We start from the raw sequence: 25,452 nt of genomic DNA, 5'->3' as shown, positions 1-25,452 counted from the left end.
GAACACAGATGAAAAGAACGCTGGCTATAGCAAGTTCAGTAGCGATGGTTGCACTTGCAGGTTGTTCAAGCCAAATAGATAGAAAGACCGCGTCGGGTAGCTACGAGTACTTAAAAACTAAAGAACACAAAACGCTAGAAGTACCCTCTGAACTAGATGCGCCAACCTTCTCACGGGAATTTGCAGTACCTGATCTAGGTCAAGAAGCGGACAAAAACTTGGTTGGCAAATCGCTTATGGTCCGCTCGCCTGCGTTGGTTCTCCCGCTTGTGACCGGGTCACATGTTGAAGAGGGTAAAAGCTCCGCCACGATTTGGTTTGACCAAGTTGACGACAGTCAACCGCTAAGTCAGGCGATTTGGAATTCCCTTCTAAGCTATTTAGACGAGCAGGGTATTGGTGTAGATAGCTTCAGTCCAGAAGACAAAGTATTGGTAACCGACTGGATGGTTATCACTAAAGAAATCGATGGCCCTTGGTATAGCTTTGCTGATGAAGAAAGTGAAATTGGCAGGCGCTTCGAGTTCAGCTTGGACGTAAAACCTCACGGTCGCAGTGCGGCTCTTACAGTAGAGCTTAAAGATTACATGCAAACCTTAGGTAACGATGTGGTTGCCGACGTATCTTCAATGGAAGAGCGCCGTGAAGAGGTTGAAGTACTCAACCAAGTTATCGGTCATTATGAATACCAAATTCAATTAGCGGAAACCCGAAGAATTGCGCGTATACGCCAGGGTATTCAAACTGAAATGGGCTTTAATGCTGATGGTGACCCAGCCTACCTCGTTGAAGCGCAGTACGACGTAGCTTGGCCGAGAATGCTTTTAGTTCTTCGTAAGCTTGGTTTTGACGTCAAAGATTTAGATAAATCTAACGGCCTACTATTTGTTACTTACAATGGTGATCAAGGTAGTTGGTGGGATGGTTTATTCACAAGCGATAGCGAATTACTTGAAAAAGGTGATTATCGCTTAAAAGTTGCAAAAGCGGGTGCGAATCGCACGTCTGTTACTTTCATGGACAATGAAAGTGTACCGTTTGAAGCAAATCAGGTTTCCGACCTTTACAGTGCCTTCGCTGAGGTCATGTCAGAAGATAATCTTGATATATAACTGAGACTGAGAATGGAAAAACGCGACGAGCTTTACCGCGGTAAAGCAAAAACTGTTTATTACACTGATGATAGCGATAAATTAATTCTTCACTTTAGGAACGACACTTCGGCGTTCGACGGTGAAAAAATTGAACAGCTTGATCGCAAAGGTGAAGTAAACAACAAGTTTAATCACTTTATTATGACAAAGCTTGAAGAAGCAGGCGTTGCAACGCAAGTTGAAGCCCTGATTTCTGATACTGAGTCGCTGGTTAAAAAGCTCGACATGATCCCTGTTGAGTGTGTGGTGAGGAACTTATCTGCTGGCTCTTTGGTTCGCAGACTAGGTGTGGAAGAAGGCCAAGCGCTTAACCCACCTATTTTCGAGTTTTTCCTTAAAAATGATGCGCTTCATGACCCTATGGTAAATGACTATCACATTCTGTCATTTGGCTGGGCAACACAAGAGCAAATTGCTGAAATGAAGGCGCTTACGTTTAAAGTGAACAACGTTCTAAAAGCATTGTTTGACGATGCGGGTATGTTGCTAGTCGACTATAAACTCGAGTTTGGTGTCGATAAAGATGGCAACATTGTATTAGGCGATGAATTCACGCCCGATGGCTGTCGTTTGTGGGATAAAGAAACCCGTAAAAAAATGGACAAAGACCGCTTCAGACAAGGGCTAGGCTCGGTTGTTGAAACCTACATTGAAGTAGCTGAGCGTTTAGGTTTATCGCTGTAGTTGGTGAACAAAGCGTTATTGATAAAAAGAGGACGTAATACGTCCTCTTTTTTCGTTTAAGCGCGACACTACTTTTTCCACGCCTCGCCCTTTCAATAGAGGCTTATTTTAGCCACTATATCCTTGCGGGTGACGCTGTTGAAGCCACCGAAAAGCTAATATTCATGCCCAGCATAAGGGAGACGCGCATTGTTAAAACCACTTTTACTGGTAGCAATTGCCATGGTCGCATTTGCGGCAAACTCACTGCTTTGTAGAATGGCCCTTGCCCATACGTCAATTGATCCAGCTAGTTTTACTGCAGTGCGGTTATCAAGCGGGGCATGCGCGCTGCTGTTCCTATCTTTTGTGTTAAAGCACCGGGTTTTAACCACGGGGCCGTATAAGAATCTATGGCAGGGGCTCAAAAATAATGCAAATTTGCTAGGTGGCCTAACATTATTCTTATATGCCTTATGCTTTTCCTACGCTTATGTGTCGATGTCTACAGGTACCGGTGCGCTGTTGTTATTTGGCGCGGTTCAATTAACCATGATTTCTTTTGGGTTAGCGTCTGGTGAACGTTTTAAGTTCCTCCAATGGCTAGGTTTTATTTTAGCTTTTGCGGGGCTGGTTATCCTACTATTACCTAGCGCGTCGGCGCCGCCGCTATTGGCAGGTGTGATTATGGTTGCTGCTGGGATGTCTTGGGGAGTGTATTCTCTATTAGGCAAAAAAAGTTCGTCTGCGCTTTTAGCTACGTCGGGCAATTTTGTTTACGCCACCGTGTTATGTTTTGTGCTTGGCGTTGTCGTTCATTTTATGATTGGCTTTAACCTAGTTTTAGACACCAAGGGGGTGTTATACGCCATAGCCTCTGGCGTAGTAGCGTCAGGCTGTGGCTATGCTATCTGGTATAGTGCATTACCGCTTATAAAGTCGACAACGGCAGCCACCGTTCAGTTAAGTGTTCCAGTACTTGCCACACTAATGGGGTGGGCCGTTCTAGGAGAGCAACTAAGCTTGCAAATTACCATCGCCTCAGTGATGACGTTAGGCGGTATTTATTTGGTAATAAAAAACTGATTTAGCACTGTGTTTTGATGTGGAAAAGGTGTAAAAAAATTCGCTGTGATAGCGACACGCCGTAATAAAGCGGCTGTCTGGGCCAAATAGATTGTAGGCAACGTCCTATGTGTTCACTACTTGTAGACTAAAGAGAAATGTTTTTTATGCACAAGTAATGTTAACGTTTTCGGACTTTCGAACTATATTTTAGATGGCAGTGTCGAGTAAAGAAAACGTATTAGTGTTAAAAGGAAAGCAAACTTTGGGTCTATCTAATGTCATATCTAATGAGCCTGAGAGGATAGCGACGCTCAAGCGATTGGGTCTGCTGGATACGCCGAAGGATGAGCGCTTCGATAGAATTACACGCTTAGCTAGCAGTGTATTTAACTGTCGTTATTCTTCAATTACGCTAATTGACGCGGACAGACAGTGGTTTAAGTCTGCTGTAAATCTTGAGTTGAGTGAATCGGGTAGAGAAGTCGCGTTTTGCAACCATACTATCTCGCAAGACGACGCATTAATTATCCCAGATACGAAAAAAGATCCGCGCTTTGAACAAAACCCGTTTGTTATTGGTGAACCTTATGTTCGCTTTTACGCAGGTGTAAGCCTTGTTGTGGACGGTCAGGCAGTAGGGGCTTTGTGTGTATTTGATTCAGAGCCACGTATTTTTTCCGCAGACGAAATATTCCAATTAAAAAGTTTAGCGGAGATGGCGCAATCCGAACTATGTAAAAAAGAATACTCAGCGCTGTCGGAGCAACTTGAAGAGTATCAAACTCGGTTGGCACAAACGCAGAAAATTACGAATGTAAGAAGCGCTATATTAGAAAAGGTCGTTAATGCTGAATCGTTACACAGCGTACTGTTTGACATCGTAAATGCTATTGAATCTGAGTATCCAGAAAAAATTTGCAGCATTTTGCTTCTTGAAGATGGGAAGCTCACGAAAGGCGCGGCACCTTCATTGCCTGATTTTTATAACGATGCCATAGATGGTGTAGAAATTGGTGAGGGCGTTGGAGCATGTGGTAACACGGCGGCCACTAACGCGCCAACCATCGTAGAAGACATTAGCACCCATACCTTTTGGCATGACTATAAAGAGATAGCGGCTCGGGCTGGTGTAGCCGCCTGTTGGTCTCAGCCCATTAGAGGTGCCAGCACAGAGGTAATAGGTACATTCGCTATTTATCATCGCTATAAAGCTGTACCCACCCCTGAAGAAGTCGTGCTGATTGAACAATTTGCACATATAGCCAGTATTGCTATTGAACGGGAGCGTGCTAGCGAGCTTATCTGGAAGCAAGCAAACTTCGACACGCTTACGGGCTTACCTAACCGAAACCTGATGCTCGACCACCTCCAGTTAGCTTTAAAAACAGCGGATAGGGAAGGTGACAGAGTGGCAGTCGCTTTTCTCGATTTAGATAATTTTAAGGATATTAATGACACGCTCGGTCATGATGTAGGAGATCAGCTTCTTATTGAATGCGCTGAGCGAATAAAGCAATGTTTAAGAGCCAATGATACCGTTTCCCGGCTAGGTGGAGATGAGTTTGTGGTTATTCTAAACAGTATAGAAACCCTGAGTTCTATCGACATTGTTGTACAGAAAATTCTAGACGTTATTTTAAAGCCATACCTAATAAATGTTGAGCGAGTACATACCAGCGCAAGTTTAGGCGTTACGCTATACCCCGACGACGCTCGTGACATAAAAGGGCTGTTAAAAAACGCGGATCAAGCAATGTACGGGGCTAAAGATCTCGGTAAGAATAGTTATAAATACTATACTCAAGACATGCAAGCGGTTGCCGTCAAGCGCATAACCTTGCTGAACGACCTTCGTTATGCAATTCAAAACGATGAGTTATTCATTGAGTATCAGCCTATCACGTCTTTTAAAGACGGTAAGGCAATCAAAGCAGAAGCGTTACTTAGGTGGCAGCATCCAGAGAAGGGGCGTATTGCGCCAGATGAATTTATTCCCTTAGCGGAAGAGTCGGGCTTAATCATCGAAATCAGCAATTGGGTGTTCGAAGAAGTATGTAAAAATGTGAAGCGCTGGCAAACTCACTATTGTCGTGAATTACAGATATGTATTAATACTTCGCCCAGTCAATATTTTCAGCAAGAAACGAGTATCACTGATTGGCTCACTCGCTTATTGGATGAAAACATTGCGGCACGGTCAATTTTGCTCGAAGTGACAGAAAACCTTCTGATGGAAGCAGATACAAATGTTTCTAAAAAGTTATTTCAATTTAGACAAGCGGGTGTAGATATAGCACTTGATGACTTTGGTACGGGCTACTCGTCGATATCGTATTTGAAAAAGTTGCCTACCGACTACTTAAAAATTGATAAAAGCTTTGTGAAAACGATGACCGACGTTAGTAACGATAAAGTGCTGTGTGAAGCCATTATCGTTATGGCGAAAAAGCTCGGTATCAAAGTGGTTGCTGAAGGTGTCGAAACCCAAGAGCAATATGACATACTCAATAATATGGGCTGTGACTTTGGTCAAGGTTACTTTATTGCTAGGCCGATGAGTAAAACAAATTTTGAAGCTTTTCTGAAAGCTCACTAGCGCGACCTAACGCGCTAGTGAATTGATCACGATATGCCTAGGCTACTACGACAAACTAGCTAGCGCCTTACCTGAATATTGCTCTAACTCGTCTGTTCGGTTCTCTTTAATTTTGTTTGCCCAGTTCGGGTCTTGCAGCAGCGCTCTGCCTACGGCAACCAAATCAAACTCACCCTCCTCTAAACGCTCGAGTAAATCATCTACAGCTCGAGTACTAGAGTCCTGACCTTTAAACGCGCCGAAGAAGTCGTCGTTAAGGCCAACAGAGCCAACGGTGATGGTTGGTTTCCCTGTGATTTTTTTCGTCCATCCAGCAAGGTTAAGGTCGCTTCCATCGAATTCGCTTTCCCAATAACGGCGTTGTGAACAGTGAAATATGTCTACACCAGCGCTACTGAGTGGCATAAGGAATTGCTCTAACTCTTGAGGGGTAGTAGCAAGTCGTGCCGTGTAATCTTGCTGCTTCCACTGAGAGTAACGAAGCACAATAGGAAAGTCAGGGCCGGTGGCGGCGCGTATCGCTTTTATGATCTCTACAGCAAATCGACCACGGTTATCCATACTACCGCCCCAGCTATCAGTGCGTTGGTTCGTGCCTTCCCAGAAGAACTGGTCGATAAGGTAACCATGCGCACCGTGAATCTCGACACCATCCATACCTATAGACTTGGCATCAGCAGCAGCTTGCGCGAAGGCGGCTATCACTGATTCAATGTGTTCTTCAGTCATAGGCTCGGCGCCTTGTTTACCGGGTTTAAACAGCCCTGAAGGCCCCGCACTTGAAAGTTCAGGGTAGGGCGCTTTTTCTGCAACCCGTGCCATACCCACGTGCCACAGTTGCGGCATAATTTTCCCACCTACACTGTGAACCTCGTCTACCACATTTTTCCAACCCGTTAACGCCTCTTCGCCATGGAATTGGGGAATATTGGCATCCATTGTTGCGACTTTATCGTTAACTGTGGTGCCCTCGGTAATAATTAGTCCTGTGCCACCTTGCGCACGACGTTTGTAGTACCCTGCCACGTCGCTGGTAGGTACGCCGTTAGGTGAAAACTGACGGGTCATCGGGGCCATAACAATACGGTTGGTCAACGAAAGGTTGCCTTGTGAATAAGGCTTAAACAGTGCGTTTGCTGGCATTTTCTATTCCTGAGTTTTGTTGTGCTTGTATGACCTTCTGCGTTTTGCCCATAGAAATAAAACATGCCGCTTTGGCTTAAGAAGCGCCAAATTGACAAGTAGCCTGATGTTTCAATGGCTTAGTGCCTTACACACCATTAATAACATTGGCAAATTAAAAGGTTCACGTTGTATGCCTGATACTACTGAGGCGGGGGGGTAAGTCAATTTTCTAATGTTGATAGTAAGCCATAAGTAAAATTAAACAATAAAGCCTCATATTGAGAAATTGCGTTCTCTAATCCAAAATTTCAACAATTTCTCTTGTGGCTTGGATGAGTCTCACCACTTTATTTTCAATACGTACCGTAACTGTACCTTCTTTACCTAATGGCACAACAACTCGCGCATGTTTATAAATATCTCTGTCTAGACGCTTTCCGACGGCTAACTTTTTTTCCCAACCCGGCGGTAACTCACCTGTTCGATCATATTTTTTCGCTATACCTGGAGGCAGAGATTTATCCTTGTGCCCATTGTTCGTAGTGGAATTCGCGGGCAAGCTAATTAATGCTAATACTGCGGAAATACTTAGCAATGGTAAAATTTTCATTGTCATCCTCACATAATACATGAAAGCGTTACACTAATTTTATCGTGCAGCAAAGGTGTACTAAGACCAAGAGCCTTGAATCTTATACGCTACAAGCCTTTTTCAAAATTGAAAATTGGCGAACGTAAAATAGCAGCATGATAGTGATACAGCGAAAACTGTACCAGGGTGAACAAGATAAGTTATCAAATGCTTAATAAGCGTGCGTTCGGTTATGTTACGTTTTAAACTTACTGCTAATCAGATAGTTAATAAACAAGAATTGGGGCAGCGCAATGAGTGATATTGTATTTTCGCGTGAGGAAAAAGGCGTATTAGTCGCTAAATTGCAACGATATTTTGATGATGAATTAAGTGTTGAGCTTGGTCAGTTCGACGGCGAGTTTCTTCTGGATTTCATTAGTAAGGAAATGGGCGCATCGTTTTACAACAAAGGGGTAAACGACGCTAGAGCAGTCGTTGCATCGCGCTTACAGGTTATTGATGAAGAGTTATATGCCATCGAAAAAGTGCTGTGAGAGTGATAATAAGCGTGATGAATAAAAAGGTTACAGCGGTACTTTGATTTTTAACGGGCATTTAGCTACACAACAGCAGGGAAGAATTTCATCGTCGTCAATAAAGGCGAGGGGATCAGTGGTGTACTCCACTTCGCCTTCAATCAGCTTTGTTCGGCACGCACCACAAAAGCCTTCACGGCAGTGGTAGTGAATATTGACGCCTGCTGCTTCAAGAGCGCTTAAAATGGTTTTATCAGAGGGGGTATGAATCGCGCCCACATCGACAACATCGATGCGGACGGATTTTTCGTCACTGCTCATTAAGCTGTGGTTTTACAGCTCAAAATCAGCAAAGTCGTCTTCGCTTACCGCAGAATCAATTTGTCCAACAAGGTAAGAGCTAATTTCAGACTCTTGAGGGGCAACTTGAACGTTGTCTGAGTTTAAGTAATTGTTCATCCATGGAAGTGGATTACTGCTAATATCAAACGGAGTGTCCAGGCCAATAGCAGACATACGCTGATTAGCAATATATTCAACATATTGGCAGAGGATTTCTTTGTTTAGGCCAATCATCGAACCGGTTTTAAACAAATAATCCGCCCACTCTTTTTCTTGCTCAACCGCATTCATGAAAATAGCGCGCGCTTCTTCTTTGCACTCTTGTGCAATCTGCGCCATTTCAGGGTCATCTTTACCCTTCGCCCACAGGTTAAGAATGTGCTGTGTTGAAGACAAATGAAGGTTCTCATCGCGTGCAATCAATCGAATGATTTTAGAGTTGCCTTCCATTAACTTACGCTCGGCAAAAGCGAAGGTACAGGCAAAAGATACGTAGAAGCGAATGGCTTCAAGTGCATTTACCGAGTTCATGCAAAGGTATAGCTTCTTTTTAAGCTCATACATATTAATCGTGTATGCCGTACCATTAACGGTATGAACGCCTTCACCTTGTGTCTGCCAAAGCTGAGTGGCGAAAATGAGGTCATCGTAATACTTAGAAATATCCGCCGCACGGCGCTTAATTTCATCGTTAACCACGATATCTTCAAATATCTCACTTGGGTCTGAAAACAGGTTACGCAAAATATGGGTATACGAGCGCGAGTGAATCGTTTCGAAAAACGACCACGTCTCAACCCAAGTTTCTAACTCGGGTAGTGAGATAATTGGCAAGAACGCAATATTCGGACTACGACCTTGTACCGAGTCTAAAAGGGTCTGGTACTTAAGGTTTGAAATGAATATGTGCTTTTCTGGATCGGTTAACTTCTGAAAATCAACCCGGTCACGAGAAACGTCAACTTCTTCAGGACGCCAAAAAAAGCTTATTTGTTTCTCAATAAGCTTTTCGAAAATGGCATGCTTTTGCTGGTCGTAGCGTGCAACGTTTACGGGGTTACCGAAAAACATCGGCTCGATCAATGGATTTGTACTTTGCTGATTAAACGTAGTGTATTTCATGATGGCCTAACTAAAAACTTAATGATTAACGCGTATTATTGTTTGTGTTCTTGCTGCGAAACGTCAATGGCAAGTGCAGCAATACCTTGTATGCACTTGCCACTTAAACAGGAGCGCGCGGTTTATATCTTACACGCGCCGCCTGCACAATCATCATCTTCCTCTACAACCACTTCTTCTTGACGTGGCATAGGCTCGTTGGCTTTAGCGTCTAGCGCCGAGGTGTCTGATGCACCGTCACGAGTGTTATGATAATAAAGTGTTTTAACACCAAGCTTGTACGTAGTAAGAAGGTCTTTCAGAAGTAATTTCATCGGTACCTTGTTACCTTCGTAACGACTTGGGTCGTAGTTCGTATTCGCTGAGATAGTTTGGTCGATAAACTTCTGCATGATACCCACAAGTTGCAGGTAACCATCGTTTGAAGGGATATCCCAAAGTAGCTCGTATTGGTCTCTTAATGTTTCGTACTCAGGTACTACTTGTTTAAGTACCCCGTCTTTACTCGACTTGATACTGATAAACCCACGTGGTGGCTCGATACCGTTAGTCGCATTTGAAATCTGGGACGATGTCTCTGACGGCATTAGTGCAGATAAGGTGGAGTTACGCAGGCCATGCGCCTTAATCTCTTCACGTAGCGCATCCCAATCGTAATGAAGCGGTTCATTACACACGCTATCAAGATCTTTCTTGTAGCTGTCTATTGGCATGATACCTTGCGAGTACGTGGTTTCGTTAAACTTAGGACACGCACCTTTTTCTTTCGCTAGGTTGTTCGACGCTTTCAGTAGATAGTACTGCATTGCTTCAAACGTACGATGAACTAGACCGTTCGCACTGTGATCTGAATACTTAACGCCATTTTTAGCTAGGTAGTATGCAAAGTTGATAACGCCCACACCCAGTGTACGGCGGCCCATAGTTGCATTGTAAGCAGCCGGAACAGGGTAGTCTTGGTAATCAAGTAGGTTATCTAGCGCGCGTACCGCAAGGTCAGCAAGTTCTTCAAACTCATCAACAGATTTAATGGCACCTAAGTTAAACGCAGATAGCGTACAAAGGGCAATTTCGCCGTTTTCATCATTAACGTGCTGAAGTGGCTTAGTCGGTAGTGCAATTTCAAGACACAGGTTGCTTTGACGAACTGGTGCAACTTCAGGGTTAAACGGGCTGTGTGTATTACAATGGTCTACGTTTTGAAGATAGATACGACCGGTGCTCGCACGCTCTTGCATGAACAAGCTAAACAATTCCATGGCTTTAATTTGCTTTTTGCGAATGCTGTCGTCGTTTTCATATTTTACGTACAGTTCTTCGAATTTCTCTTGATCAGCGAAGAACGCATCGTAAAGACCAGGTACATCAGACGGGCTAAATAATGAAATGTAGCCATCTTTCATCATGCGCTGGTACATTAGCTTATTGAACTGAACACCGTAATCTAGGTGACGTACACGGTTTTCTTCAACACCACGATTGTTCTTAAGAACCAACAGCGATTCAACTTCCATATGCCAGATAGGGTAGAACAATGTAGCCGCGCCACCGCGCACACCACCTTGTGAACAGCTTTTTACGGCAGTTTGGAAGTACTTGTAAAATGGGATACAACCGGTGTGGAACGCTTCACCACCGCGAATTGGGCTGCCCAGCGCGCGAATGCGGCCCGCATTTACACCAATACCGGCACGTTGACTTACGTATTTTACGATAGCACTTGCTGTTGCATTGATAGAGTCTAGGCTATCACCGGTTTCAATCAGTACGCATGAACTGAACTGACGGGTTGGCGTGCGCACACCTGCCATGATTGGCGTAGGTAGCGATAGCTTGAATGTTGAAGCAGCATCGTAAAAGCGACGGATATAGTCCATTCGTGTTGCTTTGTCATAATTCGCAAAAAGACACGCTGCCACTAAAATATATAAGAACTGCGCACTTTCGTATATTTCACCTGTAACACGGTTTTGGACCAGATACTTACCTTCTAGCTGCTTCACTGCCGCATAGCTGAAGTTCATATCGCGCCAATGGTCGATGTAAGTGTCCATTTCAGCAAATTCTTCTGGGGTGTAGTCTTCAAGCAAGTGCTTGTCGTACTTACCCATATCAACCATCTTTCCAACGTGTTCAAACAGCGCTGGCGGCTCAAACTGTCCGTAGGCTTTTTTGCGAAGGTGGAAGATAGCTAAACGCGCAGCCAAGTACTGATAATCTGGCGCATCGGTTGAGATCAGGTCAGCCGCTGACTTAATCAGTGTTTCGTGGATCTCGCTGGTATTGATACCGTCATAGAACTGAATTTGTGCCTTTATTTCAACTTGTGAAACAGAAACATTGTTAAGTCCTTTGGCTGCCCATGTAACGACTTTGTGGATCTTTTCTAAGTCGATGGACTCTTTTTCACCGTTGCGTTTGGTGACGAATAAGTTGTTGTTCATGTTACTGGCCGTTTGTCTGTTAGCGCTTGATGCGTGGGCTATGTAATGCCCATTTTCGTTTTAATTTATTTACGTGACGCTGTTATGCTAATTGGCTCACGCCAGGTAACAACACACACGAAAGCGGCCTAAACCGATACTTAAAAAGTATAAAGTAGAGACTGCTTTTTAAATTCTTTTACTGCTTTTATCTTTCAGCGAGATTGATATCGCGTTAATTAAATGAATAACTTCATTTGCTTTTTTGTGCGATCGGGCGATCCCGATTTCTACGGTTGGGATCCCGTGCTGAACTAAACACAAGATAGTGAGGTTTGACCCGTAATGCAACCCAATATCTGGTGGTATTTCAAGCACTCAAGCTGGCATGAAATTTATGTTAGTAACAACTAACTTTTTAGCGTTCTACAAGCGTAAAATATCGGGATTGCAAGCCTTTTAAATAAAATCTTCGCGATAAAAATTAATTTATTCTTAGAATTTTATTTTTAGATAAACACGATATATGGTGTTTAAAATATCATCGCAACCCAATATATAGTGTTAATTTAGTTTTGCGCGACTGTATATAGTAAGTAGTTAACGTCTACATTATTAGACGAAAGATAAAAGCCTTGGGAAATCGGGTCCATATGCAAGCCTGTCATGTCTCTTGGTAAAAGACCGGCTTGATCTGTCATTGCCATAAGCTCTGAAGGCTTAATGAACTTACTGTGATCGTGCGTCCCTTTAGGTACCAATTTAAGTACATATTCAGCGCCCACTATGCCCATTAAGTAGGACTTTATGTTCCTATTTAGCGTAGAAAAGAAAACGTGACCACCCGGTTTAACTAATTTAGCGCAGGCCATAACCACAGATGCAGGGTCTGGTACGTGCTCTAACATTTCCATACAGGTTACTACGTCAAATTTCGCTTCATTCGCTTCTGCAAATGCTTCGGCGGTCGAGCACACATAGTCAACCTTTACACCAGACTCTAAACCGTGCAATTTAGCTACTTCTAACGAGGCTTCAGCCATATCCAGACCCGTCACCTTAGCGCCCGCACGCACCATTGACTCTGCTAAAATACCGCCACCACAGCCAATATCCACCACCTGTTTATCGAAAAGCCCTTCACTATGTTGGTTGATAAAGTCTAAGCGAAGGGGGTTAATAAGGTGCAATGGTTTGAACTCACCCTCTGGATCCCACCAGCGAGAGGCAAGCTCGGAAAACTTGTTTATTTCTTGTTGATCTACATTCGTCATGGCTAAAACAATCCTTAAACTATCTCTTCTTAAGATATCGCAAATTGGGTTTGTGTTTTACTGTTTTTAAACAGAATTAGCCTTTTTATAGGCCTGGGTGAGCGAAAAATAATCGCTTGTCTTTTTGTTGATTAATAAGCGTAATTAAGCGCTACATAATTCTGTCATCAAGTGGTACACTCGAAGCACGATTATGACCCACATAATAACAATAGTGCGCGCCCACGCCTCGCTTTAACATTGATGTAAGGTGAGGTAGTGGATAACGCAGAACAAACCAAAATAAAGGGATTAAGCAGTTTATGTCTGATAACGCTAAAGAAATCCTCCCCGTTAATATTGAGGAAGAGTTAAAGAACTCCTACCTCGATTACGCGATGAGCGTTATTGTCGGGCGAGCCTTGCCTGATGTAAGAGATGGCTTGAAGCCAGTGCACCGTCGTGTGCTGTTCGCAATGAACGAACTTAAAAACGACTTTAACAAGCCATACAAAAAATCTGCCCGTGTGGTAGGTGACGTAATTGGTAAATATCACCCTCACGGTGACTCTGCAGTTTACGACACTATTGTTCGTATGGCTCAGCCGTTCTCACTTCGCTACATGCTCGTAGATGGGCAAGGTAACTTCGGCTCTGTCGACGGCGATTCTGCAGCGGCAATGCGTTACACCGAAGTTCGCATGGCTAAAATCGCTCACGAACTTCTTGCCGACTTAGATAAGGAAACCGTTGATTTTGTGCCTAACTATGACGGCACAGAATATATTCCTGAGGTATTACCTACCAAAGTACCAAACCTCCTAGTAAACGGTTCTTCAGGTATCGCAGTTGGTATGGCAACGAACATTCCACCGCATAACCTCACTGAAGTGATTAATGGCTGTGTTGCGCTAATCCAAGACCCATCAATTACGATTGATGACCTGATGACGCATATACCGGGGCCAGATTTCCCAACAGCGGCAATGATCAGCGGTCGTAAAGGCATTGAAGATGCGTACCGCACCGGTCGTGGTAAAATTTACCTTCGCGCTAAGGCGGAAATAGAAACCGATGCAAACGGCAAAGAAACTATTGTTGTTAACGAAATTCCTTACCAGGTCAATAAAGCACGTCTTATCGAAAAGATTGCTGAACTGGTAAAAGAGAAGCGTATAGAAGGTGTTTCTGCACTGCGCGACGAGTCTGATAAAGACGGTATGCGTATTGTTATTGAGGTTAAACGCAACGAATCAGCAGAAGTACTGCTAAATCATTTATATGCCATACCCAGCTTCAAACGGTATTGGTATTAATATGTTGCGTAGACACGTCAGCCAAAAGTATTACTTAAGAACTTAGAATGCTTATCTTCACCGCCGTGAAGTGGTTACCCGCCGCACTGTATTTGAACTGCGTAAAGCTCGTGACCGTGCCCACATCCTTGAAGGTTTGGCCATCGCGCTTGCCAACATCGACCCAATTATCGAGTTGATTAAAGCATCACAAAGCCCGGCAGATGCGAAGAAGTCACTTGTTGCGCAAGGTTGGGACTTAGGTGATGTAGCGCAAATGCTGGAGCGCGCCGGTGATGACGCTGCACGCCCTGACTGGTTAATGCCTGAGTTTGGTATTCGCGACGGCAAGTACTACTTAACTGAGCAACAAGCGCAAGCTATTCTTGACCTTCGTTTACACAAGCTAACGGGTCTTGAGCATGAGAAGATCCTTGAAGAATACAAGCAGCTTCTTGAACTTATCGCTGAATTACTTCACATTCTAAATAGCCCTGAGCGTTTGATGGAAGTCATTCAAGAAGAGCTTGAAAAGATACGTGACGAGTTCGGCGACGAGCGTCGTACCGAAATTACCGCTGCAAGTCACGATATAGATATTGAAGACCTTATTGAGCAGGAAGACGTTGTTGTTACGCTTTCTCGCGAAGGCTATGTGAAATATCAGAAGCTGACGGATTACGAAGCGCAACGCCGTGGTGGGCGAGGCAAATCGGCTACTAAGATGAAAGATGAAGATATCATCGAACGACTACTTGTGGCCAATACCCACGATCATATTTTGTGCTTCTCAACCCGTGGTCGCTTATATTGGTTGAAAGTGTATCAATTGCCATTTGCAAGCCGAAATGCGCGCGGTCGTCCAATTGTGAATATTCTTCCATTAGAAGATAACGAGCGTATTACCGCTATTCTTCCAATTAAAGAGTTTGAAGAAGGCAAATATGTACTGATGGCAACAGCCAACGGTACAGTGAAGAAAACCGACCTAAGCCTATATTCTCGCCCACGTTCAAGCGGTATTATTGCCGTAAACCTGAATGAAGGTGATGAGCTTATTGGTGTTGATATCACCCATGGTGACGATGACATCATGCTGTTTTCTGACGCAGGTAAAGTGGTTCGCTTTAACGAAAAGCTTCGCGACAGTGAAACGGGCGAAGTGAAACGCGATCCTGAAACCGGTGAAGAGCTATTAGCACTACGTCCAATGGGACGTACCGCAACCGGTGTTCGCGGTATTCGTCTTCAGGACGGTCAAAAAGTGGTATCACTGATTGTTCCAAAAGGTGATGGACCTGTTTTGACTGCGACGGAAAACGGATTTGGTAAGCGTACGCCACTTGAAGATTACCCAGCGAAGAGCCGTGCAACACAGGGTGTTGTATCAATTAAGGTGTCTGAGCGTAACGGTAAAGTGGTTGGTGCGGTCCAAGTGGACGATACCAATGAAATTATGCTTATTAGTGATCAGGGTACGTTAGTGCGTACTCGTGTTAGCGAAGTGTCAGTAGTAGGTCGAAACACGCAAGGTGTGCGCTTAATACGTACTGTTGAAGGCGAGCATGTTGTAGGTTTACAACGCATTGAAGAAGTAGAAGAGTTACAAGCGTTTGATGAAGACGGTAACTTGATTATTCCTGAAGATGCATCAGAACAAGCAGAAACTGCTGTTCAAGAGCAAGATAACGCCGCAGAAGACGGTGAAGGCTCAACGACAGAAGAGTAGGGATAGCGCGCTCGCGTTAGGTGTAGCGCATTATCAGTGTTCTTTAAAACAAGCGGCTTTTGCCGCTTGTTTACCTAATAGACCACGAAACATTGCAAAAATCGTGCGTTAAATGGTAATTATCTACAGGTGTTGAAAAACGCGATGAAAGAAGTTTTTAACTTTAGTGCGGGCCCGGCAATGCTTCCAAAAGAAGTAATGGAACAGGCTCAGTCAGAATTTACAAATTGGCGCGACTTAGGCTGCTCTGTGATGGAAGTCAGTCACCGCGGCAAAGACTTCATTGAAATAGCAGCGAAAGCGGAACAAGATCTTCGCGATCTTCTCTCTATACCCGCTAACTACCATGTGTTATTCACACATGGTGGCGGCCGGGGCCAGTTTGCCGCCGTACCCCTCAATCTATCGAACCCAAATGATACCAGTCTTCACCTAGTGAGCGGCTCGTGGTCTAAAGGCGCTGTTAGCGAGGCAGAAAAGTACAACAACGCAGTGGTAGTTGGCAACGTATCTGAAAAAGGTGGGCTTCACTACATTGCGCCACCACAACTCACTGATATTGACCAATCTGCGGCCTACTATCACTTCTGTCCAAACGAAACGGTAGACGGCATCGCTTATGACTGGCTGCCAGAGTCTGGCAAAGTACCGCTTGTTTCTGACATGTCTTCTACTATCTTGTCACAACCATTGGATGTGGCTAAGCATGGTGTCATTTACGCTGGCGCACAAAAAAATATCGGTCCGAGTGGTTTGTCTGTAGTAGTTGTACGTGAAGACCTTGTGGGTAAAGCGCGCAAGGAAACCCCTTCAATCTTCGACTATGCACTAGCGGCAAAGTCAGATTCTATGTACAACACGCCGCCTACTTTCTCGTGGTACCTAGCAGGGTTAGTGTTTGAATGGCTAAAAGAGAAGGGCGGTGTTGATGCAATGGCGAAGCGCAATGCCGAGAAGGCTGCACTTTTATATTCTGCTATCGATAGCTCTGACTTCTACTCAAGTAAAGTACACCCAGACAATCGTTCAAAGATGAATGTACCGTTTCATTTAGCTGACCCTGAGCTAGATAGCCTATTTTTGAAACAATCTCAGGAAGCGGGTTTGCTTGCACTGAAGGGGCACCGCTCGGTAGGGGGCATGCGTGCCAGTATTTATAACGCAATGCCAGTAGAAGGTATTGTTGCGCTTGTTGAATTTATGCGCGAATTTGAAAGAGTGAATGGATAAAATGGAGCAGTTAACATTAGACCCGATTGCAAAAGTATCGGGAGAGGTCAATGTACCTGGTTCAAAAAGTCTGTCTAACCGCGCACTACTTCTAGCCGCGTTAGCAGAGGGTGAAACTGAACTGACCAATTTGCTCGATAGCGAAGACATTGAGCATATGCTAAATGCCCTGACTAAGTTGGGAATAAACTATCGTCTTAGTGAAGATAAAACCCAATGTGTGGTACAGGGAAACGGCGGTGCATTTAATGTGGCCGAACCCCTTGAGCTTTTTTTAGGTAATGCCGGAACAGCGATGCGTCCTTTGTGCGCAGCGCTAGCTGCAAGTAATGTAGATACTGTGCTAACCGGTGAGCCGCGCATGGAAGAACGCCCAATTGGTGATTTGGTAGATGCACTGCGTGAGGCACAAGCTGACGTTACCTACTTAAAAAACGAAGGTTATCCACCGCTACAAATTAAGGGCAAGACCTTAAACGGCGGTGAAATGTCGGTGGACGGCAGTGTATCAAGTCAGTTTCTAACTGCGCTTTTAATGGCGGCTCCGCTTTTTTCTGGTGATGTTACTATCCGTATTAAAGGCGAATTAGTGTCTAAACCGTATATCGATATTACGTTAGACACCATGGCAAAGTTTGGCGTGTCGGTAGACAACGACAACTATCAAACGTTTACCGTTTCTGGTGAGGCTAAGTACGTTACGCCCGGTAAATTTATGGTAGAAGGGGATGCATCGTCTGCATCTTACTTCCTTGCAGCGGGCGCTATTAAAGGCGGCACGGTACGCGTAACCGGAATCGGTCAAAATAGCATTCAAGGTGACATTCGCTTTGCAGATGTGCTTGAAGCGATGGGCGCAAAAGTAGTCTGGAACGATGAATATGTGGAAGTCACCGGCGCACCGCTTAAAGGGGTAAATATGGATATGAACCATATTCCTGATGCGGCCATGACCATTGCGACAACAGCGCTGTTTGCCGAAGGTCCAACCACCATGACAAACATCTATAACTGGCGCGTTAAAGAAACCGACCGTTTAGCTGCTATGGCTGCAGAGTTACAAAAGTTAGGGGCTAAGGTGGAAGAGGGCCATGACTACATCACTGTGTGGCCAACTGACTCGCTGAAACACGCAGAAATAGATACGTATAACGACCATCGTATTGCCATGTGCTTTTCGTTAGTTGCGCTTAGCGATACGCCTGTGACGATTAACGACCCAGGTTGTACGCGCAAAACCTTCCCTGACTACTTTACGCGCTTTAAAACATTATATAGCGCGTAAATAAACCGCTTAAATATAATACCCATCGAATAAACTTTGGTCAGTCGATGGGTTGATCTATATCAGCGTTAGCCAAATGTACAATGCCACCTACGCTAGGTGGCATTGCTTATCTTGCACTAAAGCGTATAATTACGCGCGATTTTTTAGTAATTTAAACGATGGAGCAGGTATGCATTCCACACCCGTAGTCACGGTTGACGGTCCTAGTGGTGCTGGCAAAGGTACGCTAAGTAGCTTGTTAGCAAAGAAATTAGGGTGGCACTTTCTAGATAGCGGTGCAATTTACCGCGTATTGGCAGTAGCTGCACTCCACCACGACCTACCGTGTGATGATGAAGAATGTGTTGTTCCTCTAGCAACCGGTCTTGATGTGAGTTTCGAGACGAATGGCGATTCAACGCGCATTATTCTGGAAGGCGAAGATGTCACAGACGATATTCGCACAGAAGAAGTCGGTGCTGTGGCTTCTAAAGTAGCTGCGCTACCGCGTGTACGTGAAGCTTTATTGCGCAGACAGCGCGCTTTTCAACAAGATCCAGGTCTTGTTGCAGATGGCCGCGACATGGGCACGGTAGTATTTCCAGATGCGCCGGTAAAGATTTTTCTTACCGCTAGCGCAGAAGCCCGTGCTGAGCGCCGTTATAGCCAGTTGAAAGCAAAGGGCATGGATGTTAATATTGCGCGCCTTTTAACCGATATCAAGGCAAGAGACGAGCGCGATACTCAACGTGCAGTGGCTCCACTGGTACCGGCACAAGATGCAGTAATTATAGATTCAACGGACTTGGACATTGACCAAGTCTTTGAAAAAGCGATGGATATTATTTCCTCACGCCTTTAATGACGAGAGCTGATCGCATCCAAAGCAGTGTTGCTACAGGAAGTGGCGACTAAATTTAATAACCCCGCGTTATCCGGATAAGAAGCGTGGATATCAACTTAAAAGTTTATTTGAGACTTATGACTGAAAATTTTGCACAACTTTTTGAAGAAAGCTTACAAGAACTAGAAACACGTCCTGGTTCAATTGTAAAAGGTACTGTTGTTTCTATCGACAAAGACATCGTTCTTGTTGATGCAGGCTTGAAATCAGAAAGTGCTATCCCAGCTGACCAATTTAAAAACGCTGAAGGCGAATTAGAAATCGCTATCGGTGACCAAGTAGACGTAGCACTAGATGCAGTTGAAGATGGTTTCGGTGAAACTATCCTTTCTCGCGAAAAAGCGAAGCGTCACGAAGCGTGGGTTGAGCTGGAAAAAGCTTACGATGATAAAGCGACTATTAAAGGCGTTATCAACGGTAAAGTTAAAGGCGGTTTCACTGTTGAAGTTAACAGTGTACGCGCGTTCCTTCCTGGTTCACTAGTTGACGTACGTCCAGTACGTGACACTACACACCTTGAAGGCAAAGAGCTTGAATTTAAAGTTATCAAGCTAGACGCTAAGCGTAACAACGTTGTTGTTTCTCGTCGTGCAGTTATCGAAGCAGAAAGCAGCGCAGAGCGCGAAACGCTTCTTGCTAACCTTGAAGAAGGTCACGAAATCAAGGGTATCGTTAAGAATCTTACCGATTACGGTGCGTTCGTTGACCTTGGTGGCGTAGACGGTCTTCTACACATCACTGATATGGCTTGGAAGCGCGTTAAGCACCCAAGTGAAATCGTGAATGTTGGTGACGAAATCAACGTTAAAGTACTTAAGTTCGACAAAGAGAAGCAGCGCGTTTCTCTTGGTATGAAGCAAATGGGCAACGATCCATGGCAAGAAATTGCGTCTCGTTACCCAGAAGGTACTAAGATCAACGGTCAGGTTACTAACCTAACTGATTACGGTTGCTTCGTAGAAATCGAAGACGGCGTAGAAGGTCTTGTACACGTTTCTGAAATGGACTGGACTAACAAGAACATCCACCCATCTAAAGTTGTTAACCTAGGTGACACTGTAGATGTAATGGTTCTTGAAATTGACGAAGAGCGTCGTCGTATTTCTCTAGGTCTTAAGCAATGTATTGCTAACCCTTGGGAAACATTTGCTGAGTCACACGAAAAAGGTGACAAAGTGTCTGGTAAGATCAAGTCAATTACTGACTTCGGTATCTTCATCGGTCTTGACGGCGGCATCGACGGTCTAGTTCACCTTTCTGACATCAGCTGGAACAAGTCTGGTGAAGACGCGGTTCGCGACTACAAGAAAGGCGACGAAATCTCTGCTGTTGTACTACAAGTCGACCCAGAGCGTGAGCGTATCTCGCTTGGCGTTAAGCAAATCGAAGAAGATCCTTTCAACAAGTATCTGACAGATAACAAGAAAGGTGCTATCGTTACTGGTACAGTAACAGCAGTTGATGCGAAAGGCGTTACTGTAAACCTAGCTGAAGAAGTTGACGGCTACATCCGCGTTGCAGATCTTGCTGTAGAGCGTGTTGAAGACGCAACAGAAGTAGCAAGCGTTGGTGATAGCATCGAAGCGAAGTTTATGGGCGTTGACCGTAAGAACCGCACTGTTAACTATCTGTAGAGCGAAAGATCAGCTGACGAAAAAGAAGCTATCGACAAAGTTAACCAGCAAGAAGATGTTGGTTTCGCTAACGCGATGGCAGAAGCATTTAAAGCTGCTAAAGGCGAATAATGCTTTTGTGGGTGTGCACACGCACACCCTATTCGCGATAGCTGTTTAAACAATAATATTGACAATGAGGTTAAACATGACCAAGTCTGAATTAATTGAACGGCTCGCNGGATCAAGCGCGTCATATTCCGGCGAAAGAACTCGAACTGGCAATTAAAGAACTTCTAGAACAAATGGCGCAAACACTTCAAAAGGGTGAGCGTATTGAAATTAGAGGTTTTGGTAGCTTTTCGCTTCACTACCGCGCACCTCGCGTAGGTAGAAACCCTAAAACGGGTGAAACCGTAAGCTAGATGGTAAGTATGTACCGCACTTTAAGCCTGGTAAGGAACTTCGCGAAAGGGTAGACGCCTCAATCGCATAATGCATTTTAAAAGCCGCTGGAAAGCGGCTTTTTTGTATCTAGCATTTGATGTTAGGTAAGCATAAGTGGATAAGTCAGTTCATTATTACGGTGCTATGTTTACGTTATAGTAAATATACTTTTGTTTAATTTTTAATGCCTATTGACCCTGACTTTAATAGGGTTATATATTACTTGAATAACAAAAAACGGTATTCATGAAGTAATGTCAGCCGGCGATGAACAAGCAATAATAAAACAATACCAGCCGCTCATACGTGCTTTAATTCCTTATGAACAACAAAACAAACTGTTAGAAGGAATTAACAAGTTTTCGAAGCGACTCCCTAGTAGTGTCCGCAAAGTCGTGAAAGAAGAAGTGGTTCGCCTTACTTCATTAACCGATGCCCCCGCGGATAACTCGGCGTTCGCGCAATTCCCTGTGATGAAGTTTAAGCATTTCGGGGTGCAAATGCGCCTTGATAAAGTTGGCGCGCAAATACTCAAAAACGAAACGTCTCTTTACCAAGATAGATACACCGTTGGTGTATTTGAGTCGGTCATGAACTCCGACTTCTACCAAAACCAAATAAAAAGAGAGCAGTTCAAAAAAATAGTCGATGCCTTTAATGTCGAAAGCCAGTCCTTTACTGACATAGACTTTGGCGACGACATTGCCATTCGACCTAACTTTACGATTTCTTCACCCGACTTTGAGAAAGGCCGTCATTGCTCAATCAGTTCGATGTCACACAAAGGTATTTCTCTTGAAACGAAGAGGCCGCCGAATGCGTCGACCGGAGACATTCTAACGTTCACTGTTCCCGAAGTGAAAGGCTTAACAAAAGAGCCTACCGAAATAAAGCTAGAGTTGGAATCAGTAAAATACAACAAACATCTGGGAAAATATGAGTCATCATTCTCATTTCATGCTGATGTCGATGACACATTCATTGCTACGCTTAAACGCTATGTGGCAATAACTTCTTATAAACAGCCTTTGCAACGAGATTTAGAAATAGAGCGGGCTATGCAAGAGCTAGAGCGAGATCGCATATTAGAAAATAGCCCATGGTTGCCCGTTTTTCTCGCGCCAGATAAGAAGTCGCTGAAACCGCTTATCGCGCTTTTTACTAAGGCCAATGTTGAACATAACAACGCAGAAAAGCTCCTGTCGAGTCTTCACGATAAACCCATTTTCGCAACGCTGGTTGAAGAGTTGCATAGGTATAACGAAGCCTATGTATTTCACGGTAACATTAAGACCAAAAGTGGAAACGTTCAAATTACCGCCACACACCGTCAGCTATTGGAACTTAAGCAGTTAAACGCACTGGTTTATTTACTGGTTAAGAGTGGCGATTTTATTTGTACCCACTGCCGTTTAGAAGGGGTCAATAGAGAAGATAAACAAAAAGCTTTCGCCATTCACGATATTGCCAGCAAGGAATTTGAGCAGCTTGCGCAAATCTCTCATGTCCTTTATTGCAAAGATGTTTCAGCTTACCTCACTAATCTAACGCTTTCGGCTAAGTGTGATTTTAAGCCCCTGTCGAAGACACTTAAGGCTAGTGGAAGTAATTGGCGTATTGACTATGTAATGGAAGAGGACTTGGACAGGCGAAGTGAAACCCGTTATGTCATTGATAAGCCCGCGTCGATAAAAGTAGGGTTACTTTCTTCTCTTGATGCCCGCGTGGCAGATTTAAGTGCCAGCGGTATGAAATTGATCGTACCGCCAAACAGCGAGTTACAAAAAGAAATACGGGTATCGGTACCGGAACTTAAAATAAAGGGCGAAAAATACAAAGTCGTTCATTACCAGGCTGACACCGGCACGGTAAGACTTTGCCTTATGGAAGACACCCGTAAAGCAAAGGTCGGTTCTAATGTCGATCTCATGGTGGAAGAGAACACAGCGTATTTCAAAGTGCGAGATATAGCACGTATTCAGCGTGCTACTCACCGCTATATTTGGGAGCTTGCGGTAAGGCACATGCCTTCGCTGTCGGTACTGTGTGTTATGAACCGGTTTACATTGGACAGGTTGAAAACCGTATATCAAAGCGACACCTCAGACGACCTGTATCCGTTTTCTCGTACTCAAAATATTATCCCTCTGCACGGTTTCTTTGCCGACAAGGCACAGGCAAAGCCTAAGTCTCAAATTCTTGAAGGCATGTTTAAAGAGACGTCAAACCAGGCATTAGTGGTTCATTGCGTGCGAAAGAGTGATAACAGACTAGTTTACATTAAAGAGCGGGATTTTCTGTTTTCTCGCCTACGGACCCAAATAAAAACCCAGTTAGACGAAGGAAAAATACAACTTAGTGCAACCGATGTTACCGCTATTCGTTGTCACGGCGCGATTACGCCACTAACGAAGAAACGGCTTGCTCTGCTCTCTAAAATTGACAAAGCCATGTACGACAAGCTTGAAACCATGCAGGCCGGCTATACACATTGCATATTCATTACTAACATGTCTGCACTGCATCACGACTTAGTTGTCGATAATCTTATCGCAAAACCTCAGCGTCAAGAACTCGAAGGTGAGGGAGCGGCTTAAACGCAAATCCCTCACGCTTTTTGTGTTATCTCTTTTAGCATTTTGCTATTCTTATCAGCAAATCAATAAAAAAGGGTTTAGTGTTGAAAGGGATCCTAGCATTTCTCATTATTTTGGTATTGCTTGCCATAGCGTTTGTGGTTGGTTCTCAAAATGAAGCGCAAGTAACGGTGAATTACTTGATTGCACAAGCAAACTTACGTTTATCTACGGTTATCGCGATTACACTCTCCATTGGCGTGGGTATTGGCATTTTGATCATGCTGGTAAGTTGGCTGCGATTACGCGTACAACTTATGTCAGCTCAATCTAAAATACAGAGTTTGGAACAAGAACACTAATGCTCGAACTGCTGTTTCTTCTTTTGCCTGTTGCGGCGGGATATGGCTGGATAATGGGCCGAAATAGTGTCCGTCAAGCGCAGCGCAAACAGTCGAGCATTCTTTCTAAGCACTATTATAAAGGCTTGAATTTCCTGCTGTCAGATCAGCCGGATAAAGCGGTAGACACGTTAATCAAAATGATTAATGTGAATAGCGATACGGTAGAGACCCATATTGCGATGGGAAGCTTCTTTCGCCACCGTGGAGAGATTGACCGCGCGATAAAAGTTCATCAGAACTTAGTAAGCCGAGACGAGCTTCAACCAGCTCAGCGTGAAAACGCGCTAAGAGAGCTCGGTCACGATTACACCCAAGCCGGGTTTCTCGAAAGAGCAGAAAATGCCTTCCTTCAGCTATTAAACAGCGAAAAGCACTACCTCGTTGCCCAACAGCAATTATTCAGCATTTACCAAACCACCAAAGAGTGGGAACGAGCGATAGAGCTTGCCGAGCATATGGTGCAATGTCATGGCGACAATGACGATGTATGTGAACGTTTAGCGCATTTTTATTGCGAACAGGCAGCGGTCGAGCTTAAAAACGAAAGCCAAGGGGCCGCATTAACCCTATTGCAAAAAGCGGTAAACGCCGATGAGCATGCCGTTAGGCCGTGGTTAATGCTAGGCGACATAGCCCTTGAGCAAAAACGATTTACTGACGCGAATGCCTATTTCACACAAGTTGCAGAGCGCGATATTAACTGGTTCAGCGAAGCTGTGCCGAGTCTCGAAAAAATCGCGGAAGAAACCGACGACTGGGATAGCTTTCAGAAAAACTTGGAAGCCCATTGGCAAGAGTGCGCCACCTCATACCTTGCTATGGTAGATGTGCTGATGAAGCGTGGTGAAACAGCGCAAGCTGCAGAATATTTACTTGAACAGCTTCGCAAGAGGCCTACTATGCGAGGCTTTAAAACGCTAATGGGCCTTTACATCGACCAGTTAACAGATCAAACCACGGCAGACAGTCTGCGTTTGTTAAAAGAGTTAGTAGAAAAGCAAATGTTGCAGCGCCCTAAGTACCGCTGCGGAAGTTGTGGCTTTTCAGGCCGAAAATTATATTGGCTGTGCCCGAGCTGTAAAAAGTGGGGCGTAGTAAAACCTATCAAAGGGCTAGACGGAGAATAACAGA

The 25,452-nt window shown here is 44.4% G+C and carries 17 protein-coding genes and 3 pseudogenes; 14 read left to right on the top strand and 6 right to left on the bottom strand.

What is annotated here, in order from left to right; genetic code table 11:
- Positions 1 to 8: 8 nt before the first annotated feature.
- From bamC to MADE_RS10720, 4 genes are all read left to right on the top strand, one after another.
- Positions 9 to 1,112, top strand: coding sequence for an outer membrane protein assembly factor BamC (bamC, locus tag MADE_RS10735; protein ID WP_012518624.1), 1,104 nt, complete (start codon positions 9 to 11; stop codon positions 1,110 to 1,112).
- Positions 1,113 to 1,124: 12 nt separating this feature from the next.
- Positions 1,125 to 1,838: a phosphoribosylaminoimidazolesuccinocarboxamide synthase gene (gene purC / locus MADE_RS10730; protein WP_012518623.1), complete on the top strand. Its 714-nt coding sequence runs from the start codon at positions 1,125 to 1,127 to the stop codon at positions 1,836 to 1,838.
- A 189-nt stretch (positions 1,839 to 2,027) separates the two neighbouring features.
- Positions 2,028 to 2,903, top strand: a complete 876-nt coding sequence (locus MADE_RS10725) for a DMT family transporter (protein ID WP_023559730.1) — start codon at positions 2,028 to 2,030, stop codon at positions 2,901 to 2,903.
- A 193-nt stretch (positions 2,904 to 3,096) separates the two neighbouring features.
- Positions 3,097 to 5,481 carry a sensor domain-containing phosphodiesterase gene (locus MADE_RS10720; protein WP_012518621.1) on the top strand — a complete coding sequence of 795 codons (2,385 nt, stop codon included), beginning with the start codon at positions 3,097 to 3,099 and terminating at the stop codon, positions 5,479 to 5,481.
- Between the two features lie 45 nt (positions 5,482 to 5,526).
- Here the strand turns inward: MADE_RS10720 and MADE_RS10715 are convergent, their stop codons facing one another.
- Both MADE_RS10715 and MADE_RS10710 read right to left on the bottom strand, forming a co-directional pair.
- Positions 5,527 to 6,624, bottom strand: a complete 1,098-nt coding sequence (locus MADE_RS10715) for an NADH:flavin oxidoreductase (protein ID WP_012518620.1) — start codon at positions 6,622 to 6,624, stop codon at positions 5,527 to 5,529.
- Between the two features lie 277 nt (positions 6,625 to 6,901).
- On the bottom strand, positions 6,902 to 7,216 hold the full coding sequence (locus MADE_RS10710) for a hypothetical protein (protein ID WP_012518619.1): 315 nt from the start codon (positions 7,214 to 7,216) through the stop codon (positions 6,902 to 6,904).
- Positions 7,217 to 7,491: 275 nt separating this feature from the next.
- Between MADE_RS10710 and MADE_RS10705 the strand changes: the two genes are divergently transcribed.
- A complete protein-coding gene (locus MADE_RS10705; protein ID WP_012518618.1) occupies positions 7,492 to 7,734 on the top strand; it encodes a DUF2164 domain-containing protein in 243 nt (80 codons plus the stop codon).
- Between the two features lie 30 nt (positions 7,735 to 7,764).
- Here MADE_RS10705 and yfaE read toward each other — a convergent pair whose 3' ends face one another.
- The 4 genes from yfaE to ubiG all read right to left on the bottom strand — a co-directional run bounded on the left by yfaE (position 7,765) and on the right by ubiG (position 12,877).
- Positions 7,765 to 8,037, bottom strand: a complete 273-nt coding sequence (gene yfaE / locus MADE_RS10700) for a class I ribonucleotide reductase maintenance protein YfaE (RefSeq protein WP_012518617.1) — start codon at positions 8,035 to 8,037, stop codon at positions 7,765 to 7,767.
- Between the two features lie 12 nt (positions 8,038 to 8,049).
- Positions 8,050 to 9,180, bottom strand: coding sequence for a class Ia ribonucleoside-diphosphate reductase subunit beta (gene nrdB, locus MADE_RS10695; protein ID WP_012518616.1), 1,131 nt, complete (start codon positions 9,178 to 9,180; stop codon positions 8,050 to 8,052).
- Between the two features lie 122 nt (positions 9,181 to 9,302).
- On the bottom strand, positions 9,303 to 11,624 hold the full coding sequence (nrdA, locus tag MADE_RS10690) for a class 1a ribonucleoside-diphosphate reductase subunit alpha (RefSeq protein ID WP_012518615.1): 2,322 nt from the start codon (positions 11,622 to 11,624) through the stop codon (positions 9,303 to 9,305).
- 548 nt (positions 11,625 to 12,172) lie between these two features.
- Positions 12,173 to 12,877, bottom strand: a complete 705-nt coding sequence (gene ubiG, locus MADE_RS10685; protein ID WP_012518614.1) for a bifunctional 2-polyprenyl-6-hydroxyphenol methylase/3-demethylubiquinol 3-O-methyltransferase UbiG — start codon at positions 12,875 to 12,877, stop codon at positions 12,173 to 12,175.
- 302 nt (positions 12,878 to 13,179) lie between these two features.
- On the opposite strand from ubiG, the pseudogene gyrA reads away from it, so the two are divergent.
- The 9 genes and pseudogenes from gyrA to lapB all read left to right on the top strand — a co-directional run bounded on the left by gyrA (position 13,180) and on the right by lapB (position 25,448).
- Positions 13,180 to 15,880, top strand: a pseudogene (gene gyrA, locus MADE_RS21215) (DNA topoisomerase (ATP-hydrolyzing) subunit A).
- A gap of 144 nt (positions 15,881 to 16,024) precedes the next feature.
- Positions 16,025 to 17,110, top strand: coding sequence for a 3-phosphoserine/phosphohydroxythreonine transaminase (serC, locus tag MADE_RS10675; protein WP_015067327.1), 1,086 nt, complete (start codon positions 16,025 to 16,027; stop codon positions 17,108 to 17,110).
- A gap of 1 nt (position 17,111) precedes the next feature.
- The gene (gene aroA / locus MADE_RS10670; protein WP_020743699.1) at positions 17,112 to 18,395 is read left to right on the top strand and encodes a 3-phosphoshikimate 1-carboxyvinyltransferase; all 1,284 of its coding nucleotides are present in this window, start codon (positions 17,112 to 17,114) and stop codon (positions 18,393 to 18,395) included.
- Positions 18,396 to 18,567: 172 nt separating this feature from the next.
- Positions 18,568 to 19,239 carry a (d)CMP kinase gene (gene cmk / locus MADE_RS10665; RefSeq protein ID WP_015067326.1) on the top strand — a complete coding sequence of 224 codons (672 nt, stop codon included), beginning with the start codon at positions 18,568 to 18,570 and terminating at the stop codon, positions 19,237 to 19,239.
- 119 nt (positions 19,240 to 19,358) lie between these two features.
- Positions 19,359 to 21,026 (top strand): annotated as a pseudogene (rpsA, locus tag MADE_RS10660) (30S ribosomal protein S1).
- A gap of 76 nt (positions 21,027 to 21,102) precedes the next feature.
- A pseudogene (ihfB, locus tag MADE_RS10655) lies at positions 21,103 to 21,390 on the top strand (integration host factor subunit beta).
- A gap of 205 nt (positions 21,391 to 21,595) precedes the next feature.
- Positions 21,596 to 23,938 carry a PilZ domain-containing protein gene (locus tag MADE_RS10650; RefSeq protein ID WP_023559728.1) on the top strand — a complete coding sequence of 781 codons (2,343 nt, stop codon included), beginning with the start codon at positions 21,596 to 21,598 and terminating at the stop codon, positions 23,936 to 23,938.
- A gap of 80 nt (positions 23,939 to 24,018) precedes the next feature.
- Positions 24,019 to 24,279: a LapA family protein gene (locus tag MADE_RS10645; RefSeq protein ID WP_020744765.1), complete on the top strand. Its 261-nt coding sequence runs from the start codon at positions 24,019 to 24,021 to the stop codon at positions 24,277 to 24,279.
- Entirely contained in the window at positions 24,279 to 25,448 is a 1,170-nt protein-coding gene (lapB, locus tag MADE_RS10640; protein ID WP_012518607.1) for a lipopolysaccharide assembly protein LapB, read from the top strand. Before MADE_RS10645 ends, lapB begins: the two co-directional genes overlap by 1 nt.
- The last annotated feature ends 4 nt before the right edge of the window (positions 25,449 to 25,452 follow it).

The sequence above is a fragment of the Alteromonas mediterranea DE genome (genome assembly GCF_000020585.3).
In the GTDB taxonomy this organism is placed as follows: Bacteria; Pseudomonadota; Gammaproteobacteria; order Enterobacterales; family Alteromonadaceae; genus Alteromonas; species Alteromonas mediterranea.
This window is presented reverse-complemented; position numbering and strand designations above follow the sequence as displayed.

Bases quoted from the DNA above. Each gene is read 5' to 3' on its own strand.
- bamC (WP_012518624.1), top strand. From the start codon at position 9: ATGAAAAGAACGCTGGCTATAGCAAGTTCAGTAGCGATGGTTGCACTT.
- purC (WP_012518623.1), top strand. From the start codon at position 1,125: ATGGAAAAACGCGACGAGCTTTACCGCGGTAAAGCAAAAACTGTTTAT.
- MADE_RS10720 (WP_012518621.1), top strand. From the start codon at position 3,097: ATGGCAGTGTCGAGTAAAGAAAACGTATTAGTGTTAAAAGGAAAGCAA.
- MADE_RS10715 (WP_012518620.1), bottom strand. From the start codon at position 6,624: ATGCCAGCAAACGCACTGTTTAAGCCTTATTCACAAGGCAACCTTTCG.
- MADE_RS10710 (WP_012518619.1), bottom strand. From the start codon at position 7,216: ATGAAAATTTTACCATTGCTAAGTATTTCCGCAGTATTAGCATTAATT.
- MADE_RS10705 (WP_012518618.1), top strand. From the start codon at position 7,492: ATGAGTGATATTGTATTTTCGCGTGAGGAAAAAGGCGTATTAGTCGCT.
- yfaE (WP_012518617.1), bottom strand. From the start codon at position 8,037: ATGAGCAGTGACGAAAAATCCGTCCGCATCGATGTTGTCGATGTGGGC.
- nrdB (WP_012518616.1), bottom strand. From the start codon at position 9,180: ATGAAATACACTACGTTTAATCAGCAAAGTACAAATCCATTGATCGAG.
- nrdA (WP_012518615.1), bottom strand. From the start codon at position 11,624: ATGAACAACAACTTATTCGTCACCAAACGCAACGGTGAAAAAGAGTCC.
- ubiG (WP_012518614.1), bottom strand. From the start codon at position 12,877: ATGACGAATGTAGATCAACAAGAAATAAACAAGTTTTCCGAGCTTGCC.
- serC (WP_015067327.1), top strand. From the start codon at position 16,025: ATGAAAGAAGTTTTTAACTTTAGTGCGGGCCCGGCAATGCTTCCAAAA.
- aroA (WP_020743699.1), top strand. From the start codon at position 17,112: ATGGAGCAGTTAACATTAGACCCGATTGCAAAAGTATCGGGAGAGGTC.
- cmk (WP_015067326.1), top strand. From the start codon at position 18,568: ATGCATTCCACACCCGTAGTCACGGTTGACGGTCCTAGTGGTGCTGGC.
- MADE_RS10650 (WP_023559728.1), top strand. From the start codon at position 21,596: ATGTCAGCCGGCGATGAACAAGCAATAATAAAACAATACCAGCCGCTC.
- lapB (WP_012518607.1), top strand. From the start codon at position 24,279: ATGCTCGAACTGCTGTTTCTTCTTTTGCCTGTTGCGGCGGGATATGGC.